This window comes from Streptomyces sp. NPDC057099 (assembly GCF_042671245.1).
Taxonomy (GTDB): Bacteria; Actinomycetota; Actinomycetes; order Streptomycetales; family Streptomycetaceae; genus Streptomyces; species Streptomyces purpurascens.
Window position 1 is genome coordinate 24,590 of record NZ_JBHUTX010000071.1, and the last position, 6,258, is coordinate 30,847.

At 69.4% G+C, this 6,258-nt stretch carries 4 protein-coding genes; all 4 read right to left on the minus strand.

All coding sequences use genetic code 11. The features are described 5' to 3' along the window. Positions 1-17 precede the first annotated feature (17 nt). Positions 18-2,534, minus strand: coding sequence for a GTP pyrophosphokinase (gene relA, locus ACFT4A_RS40300; RefSeq protein ID WP_382841027.1), 2,517 nt, complete (start codon positions 2,532-2,534; stop codon positions 18-20). 194 nt (positions 2,535-2,728) lie between these two features. Beyond that, entirely contained in the window at positions 2,729-3,268 is a 540-nt protein-coding gene (locus ACFT4A_RS40305) for an adenine phosphoribosyltransferase (protein ID WP_382841030.1), read from the minus strand. Next, positions 3,265-4,374 (minus strand): protein translocase subunit SecF, encoded by a 1,110-nt coding sequence (secF, locus tag ACFT4A_RS40310; protein ID WP_382841033.1) that lies wholly within the window; start codon positions 4,372-4,374, stop codon positions 3,265-3,267. Before secF ends, ACFT4A_RS40305 begins: the two co-directional genes overlap by 4 nt. A gap of 1 nt (position 4,375) precedes the next feature. Next, the gene (gene secD / locus ACFT4A_RS40315) at positions 4,376-6,145 is read right to left on the minus strand and encodes a protein translocase subunit SecD (protein ID WP_382841036.1); all 1,770 of its coding nucleotides are present in this window, start codon (positions 6,143-6,145) and stop codon (positions 4,376-4,378) included. Between the last annotated feature and the right edge of the window lie 113 nt (positions 6,146-6,258).

A 6,258-nucleotide genomic window follows, 5' to 3' on the forward strand; every position in this document is an offset into this window, starting at 1 on the left:
CCTCTTTCGTGTGGTGGTTACGACCTGCTGCGCGCCGACGTCACCCGGTAGACGTCGTAGACGCCCTCCACGCCCCGGACCGCCTTCAGCACATGGCCGAGATGCTTCGGGTCGCCCATCTCGAAGGTGAAGCGGGAGGTGGCGACGCGGTCGCGGGAGGTCTGGACGGCCGCGGAGAGGATGTTGACGTGCTGGTCGGACAGCACGCGGGTGACGTCCGACAGCAGCCGGGAGCGGTCCAGCGCCTCGACCTGGATGGCGACCAGGAAGACCGAGGACTGGGTGGGTGCCCACTCGACCTCGAGGATGCGCTCGGGCTCGCGGGACAGTGACTCCACGTTCACACAGTCGTTGCGGTGAACCGATACACCGCTACCGCGGGTGACGAAGCCGATGATGGGGTCGCCGGGTACGGGCGTGCAGCAGCGGGCCAGCTTGACCCACACGTCGTCGACGCCCTTCACGACGACGCCCGGGTCGGCGCTGGAGCGGCGTTTGCGGCTGCGTCCGGGGGCCGGCGGGACCGACTCGTCGATCTCCTCGGTCGCGGCCTCCTCGCCGCCGAGGGCCTGGACGAGCTTCTGCACGATGTTCTGCGCGGAGACATGGCCCTCGCCGATCGCCGCGTACAGCGCGGAGATGTCCGCGTAGCGCATCTCGTGCGCGAGGGTCACCAGGGAGTCGCCGGTCAGGATGCGCTGGATCGGCAGGTTCTGCTTGCGCATCGCGCGGACGATGGCGTCCTTGCCCTGCTCGATCGCCTCGTCGCGGCGCTCCTTGGAGAACCAGGCCCGGATCTTGTTGCGGGCCCGCGGCGACTTGACGAAGCCGAGCCAGTCGCGGGAGGGGCCGGCGCCGGCCGCCTTGGAGGTGAAGACCTCGACCAGATCGCCGTTGTCGAGGGTGGACTCGAGCGGGACCAGGCGGCCGTTGACACGGGCGCCGATCGTGCGGTGCCCGACCTCGGTGTGCACGGCGTACGCGAAGTCCACCGGGGTGGCACTCGCCGGGAGCGCTATGACATCGCCCTTGGGGGTGAAGACGAAGACCTCGTTGCGGGAGAGGTCGAAGCGCAGGGACTCCAGGAACTCGCCCGGGTCCTCGGTCTCCTTCTGCCAGTCCAGCAGCTGGCGCAGCCAGGCCATGTCGTTGAGGTGGTCGTCCTTGCTCTTGCCGGACGACTTGGGGGCGTCGGTGCGCACCTTCGAGGTGCCGGCGACGGCCTCCTGCTTGTACTTCCAGTGCGCGGCGATGCCGTACTCGGCGCGGCGGTGCATGTCGAAGGTGCGGATCTGCAGCTCGACGGGCTTGCCGCCGGGGCCGATCACCGTCGTGTGCAGCGACTGGTACATGTTGAACTTGGGCATCGCGATGTAGTCCTTGAACCGGCCGGGGACCGGGTTCCATCGCGCGTGCACGGTGCCGAGGGCCGCGTAACAGTCGCGGACGGTGTCCACGAGGACGCGGATGCCCACCAGGTCGTAGATCTCCGCGAAGTCACGGCCGCGGACGATCATCTTCTGGTAGACGCTGTAGTAGTGCTTGGGGCGGCCGGTCACGGTCGCCTTGATGCGGGCCGCCCGCAGGTCCTGCTGGACCTCGTCGGTGACGATCGCGAGGTACTCGTCGCGCTTGGGGGCGCGCTCGGCGACCAGGCGGACGATCTCGTCGTACATCTTGGGGTAGAGGATCGCGAAGGCGAGGTCCTCCAGCTCCCACTTGATGGTGTTCATGCCCAGCCGGTGGGCGAGCGGCGCGTAGATCTCCAGGGTCTCGCGCGCCTTCTTCTCCTGCTTCTCACGCTTGAGGTAGCGCATGGTGCGCATGTTGTGCAGGCGGTCGGCGAGCTTGATGACCAGGACGCGCGGGTCCTTGGCCATGGCGACGACCATCTTGCGCACGGTCTCGGCCTGGGCCGCCTCGCCGAACTTGACCTTGTCCAGCTTGGTGACGCCGTCGACGAGCAGGGTGACGACGTCGCCGAAGTCACGGCGCAGGTCGTCCAGGCCGTACTCGGTGTCCTCGACCGTGTCGTGCAGCAGACCGGCCATCAGCGTGGCCGGATCCATGCCCAGCTCGGCGAGGATGGTGGTCACGGCGAGAGGGTGCGTGATGTAAGGGTCGCCGCTCTTGCGCTTCTGGCCGCGGTGCCAGCGCTCGGCGACCTGGTAGGCGCGCTCGATCTGGCGGAGCGTCGCCGTCTCGATCTTCGGGTCGTTGCTGCGCACTATGCGCAGCAGGGGCTCCAGCACGGGGTTGTAAGGGTTCGCGCGCTGGACGCCGAGCCGGGCGAGACGGGCGCGGACCCGGTTGGAGGACCCGGTGCGGGCCGGCTGGCCGCCTGCCTGGCGCACCGCGGGAGGAGCCGGCTTGGGGCGCGACTGCTCGGCGGGCTTGTCGACGGGCGCCGACTGGGCGTGCTCGACCGGCCCGCGGGTGTCGTTCTTCGCGTGCGGCGCGTTGGGCGCGGGCTTGGCCGCTGCCGAGGCGGACTCGGGCTTGGCGGCGGTCAGGTGCTGGGCCTCGTCTGACAAGAGGGCTCCTCGTGCGCGTTCCGGGTCCCCCGGTCAGGCTCCGGAGACCCCATGGTAGCCATCCTGTGCCCCAGGATCGCCTTCAGGCCAATGTGAGGACCGTCTACCCCGGGAACGCGAGAGGCGGGCACCGGATTCCTCCGGGCCCGCCTCCGCGGTGTCGTGCCGGTGTCCACGGGGCTGCCGTGGGCTTTCTAGACCGTGAGCAGCGCCTCCAGCGGGGCGCCGTTCAGAGCCGGCTCCAGGCGGGTCCGGCCGCCGAGGAAGCCGAGCTCCATGAGCACGGCCAGACCGGCGACCTCGGCGCCGGCCCGGCGGATGAGCTGGACCGAGGCCTCGGCGGTGCCGCCGGTGGCGAGGACGTCGTCGACGATCAGGACGCGGTCGTCGGCGACCAGGTCCTCGGCGTGCACCTCGATCTCCGCCGAGCCGTACTCCAGGTCATAGGCCTGGCCGAGGGTGGCTCCGGGGAGCTTGCCCGCCTTGCGTACGGGGATGAAGCCGAGGCCGGCGCGGACGGCGACCGGGGCGCCGAGGATGAAGCCCCGGGCCTCGAGGCCGACGATCTTGGTGGCGCCGGCGCTCTCGGCGATCTCCGCGAGGGCGTCGGTGAGCGCGGTGAACGCCGCCGGGTCCGCCAGGAGCGGGGTGATGTCCTTGAACATCACGCCCGGCTCCGGGTAGTCGGCCACGTCCCTGATGCGGCTGAGCAGCAGTTCCTTGATGTCGGTCATCGGCGCTTCCCCGAGGGGCGGCCCCGGCCTCGATTGCGGGAAGCGGGCTGGTTGCGCGGCCCGACGACCGCGGGTGCGGCGTCCTCGGGCTCGTCGGCGTAGGCCTCGTCCGCGGTCTCCGCCTCGGGGGTCTCGCCCTTGGCGGCCCGCTTGGCGAGGACGCGCTTCCTCAGGGCCTTCATCTGCGGCTCGCGCTCCTTGAGGTCGGCGACGAGCGGCGTGGCGATGAAGATCGAGGAGTACGCACCGGCGGCGAGACCGACGAACAGCGACAGCGAGATGTCGTTGAGCATGCCGGCGCCGAGGACACCACCACCGATGAACAGCAGGCCCGCGACCGGCAGCAGCGCGACCACCGTGGTGTTGATCGAGCGGACCAGGGTGCTGTTGATCGAGCGGTTGGCGACGTCGCTGTAGGTCCAGCGGGTCTGCTTGGTGATGTCCTTCGTCTGTTCCTTGAGGCTGTCGAAGACCACGACCGTGTCGTAGAGCGAGTAGCCGAGGATCGTGAGCAGACCGATCACCGTGCCGGGTGTGACCTCGAAGCCGACGAGGGCGTAGATGCCGACCGTGATGGTGATGTCGTGGATCAGCGCGACGAAGGCGGCGATGGCCATGCGCCACTCGAAGGCGATCGCCAGATAGATCACCACGAGGATCAGGAAGATGCCGAGGCCCTGCCAGGCCTTGCTGGCGATCTGTTCACCCCAGCTGGGCCCGACCAGCTCGGCGTTGATCCGTTCCGAGTCGGTCTTGAGGTCGTCGGCGAGCGCGTTCTTGATCTTGTTCGCCGCGTCGGTGTCGATACCGGCGACCTGGATGCGAAGGGTGCCGTTGCCCAGCTTCTGCACGATCGCGTCGTGGCCGGAGGCCTCCTCCGCGTACGTTTCGGCCTGGGACACCGAGGCACTGGTGTTCTTCGGGGTGGTGAAGACGGCACCGCCCTGGAACTCGATGCCCATGTTCAGGCCGCGCACCCCCAGGCCCGCGATGGCCAGGATGGTGATCAGGATCGAGACGCCGTACCAGATCTTGCGGTTCTTGACGAAGTCGTAGCCGACCTCGCCACGGTGGAGTCGGGCGCCGAGGTTGCCGAGTTTCGACATCTCAGGCCTCCTTCGGGTCGGCAGGGGCGGCGGGGCGACGGGTACGGCGCAGCGGCGGCTGGGCGCCCAGGCTCTTCGGGTCGAGGCCGGACCACTTGTGGCCGTTCGAGAAGAACGGGCGGCGGGCCATCAGGGTCAGCAGCGGCTTGGTGAAGAGGAACACGACGACCACGTCGAGCAGGGTCGTCAGACCGAGCGTGAACGCGAAGCCCTGGACCTTGCCGACGGTGACGGCGAACAGCACCGCGGCGGCGAGGAACGACACGAAGTCGGAGACCAGGATGGTGCGTCGGGCGCGCGGCCAGGCCCGCTCGACGGCGGGACGCAGGGAGCGGCCCTCCCGGATCTCGTCGCGGACACGTTCGAAGTACACGATGAACGAGTCCGCCGTGATGCCGATCGCGACGATGGCACCGCACACCGCCGGCAGGTTCAGCGCGAAGCCGATGGCCGGGCCGAGCAGGGCCATGAGCGTGTAGGTGAGGGCGGCGGAGACCAGCAGCGAGAGGATCGCGATGAACGACAGGCCGCGGTAGTAGGCCAGCAGATAGATGACGACCAGCGCGAGACCGATCGCGCCGGCGATCAGCCCGGCCTGCAGCTGGTCACCGCCCAGCGCGGCGGTGACGGTCGTCATGCTGTCCACCTTGAAGGTCAGCGGCAGCGCGCCGTAGCTCAGCATGTTGGACAGGTCCTGGGCGGACTGCTGGGTGAAGTTGCCGGAGATCTCGGCGTTGCCGCCGGTCAGGGCCTGCCGGACGTACGGGTCGGAGACGACGTCGCCGTCCAGGACGATCGCGAACTGGTTCTGCGGCGACTGGTTCTGCGCCAGCTTGCCGGTGATGTCGGCGAACTTCTTGGCACCGCCGTCCGTGAAGTCCATCGTGACCGTCCAGCCCGCACCGGTCTGCGTGTTCAGGACGGCCTGGGCCTTGTCGACGTCCGTGCCGTCGACCGCGGCGGGGCCGAGGATGTACTTCTGCCACTGGCCCTGCGAGTTCTTGCCACAGGCCAGGGTCATCTCGGAGGCCTTGACGCCGTCACCCACGCTGGAGCGGGTCTTCTCGTCGGTGCAGTCGAGCTTGGCGTACTTCGCCTGCAGCGCGCTCGCGTCGGCCTCGGCGGAACCGCCGCTCGCCGACGGGGAGGGGCTGGCCTTGGCCTTGTCGTCCGAGGCGCTCGCCGACGGTGTGGCGTCGGCCTTCAGCGCGTCGGTGACCGCGCGGCCCTGCGTGGTGGGCGTGGCCGACGGGGAGGCGGAGTTCTTGTCGGTGGCCTCGGGCTTGTCGCTGGCCTTGCCGGACGGCTTGTCCGTCGGGCTTCCGGTGCCGCTGGGCGAGGGGCTGGCCGTCTTGCCGCCGCCGGAGACCTCGGTGGTGAGGACCGGGCGGAAGTAGAGCTTGGCGGTGGTGCCGACCTGCTTGCGGGCCTGCTCGGAGTTCGTCCCCTTGGGGATGTTGACGATGATGTTTTCCCGGCCCTGCGTCTGGACCTCGGACTCGGAGACGCCAAGACCGTTGACACGTCGCTCCATGATGGAGACGGCGGTGTCCATGTTGGTCTTGTTGATGGCCGCCTCGTTGCCGGCTTCGGGCACGGCGCGGAGCGTGATGCTCGTACCGCCCGCCAGGTCGATGCCGAGACGCGGCTTCGTGTGCCCCGAGGCGAACATCCCACCGGTGAGCGCCACGAGGGCGATCAGGATCAGGGCCAGCGAGCGCCCCGGCTTGCTCTGGGCGCTCGCGCTCCGGCCCTTTTTAGGTGTGGCCACCTTCTCGTACTCCCTCTCGGGCCACCTCGCTCCGGATCGGCGGACGGGCGGCCATGACATGGTGTCGGGACTCCGTGCGAGCTGGGCGTGTCCCGGGATGCGCGGGCCGGGCC

What these genes read in the sequence shown, in the direction of transcription:
- ACFT4A_RS40305 (WP_382841030.1), bottom strand. Translation starts at nt 3,268, where the DNA reads ATGACCGACATCAAGGAACTGCTGCTCAGCCGCATCAGGGACGTGGCC.
- secF (WP_382841033.1), bottom strand. Translation starts at nt 4,374, where the DNA reads ATGTCGAAACTCGGCAACCTCGGCGCCCGACTCCACCGTGGCGAGGTC.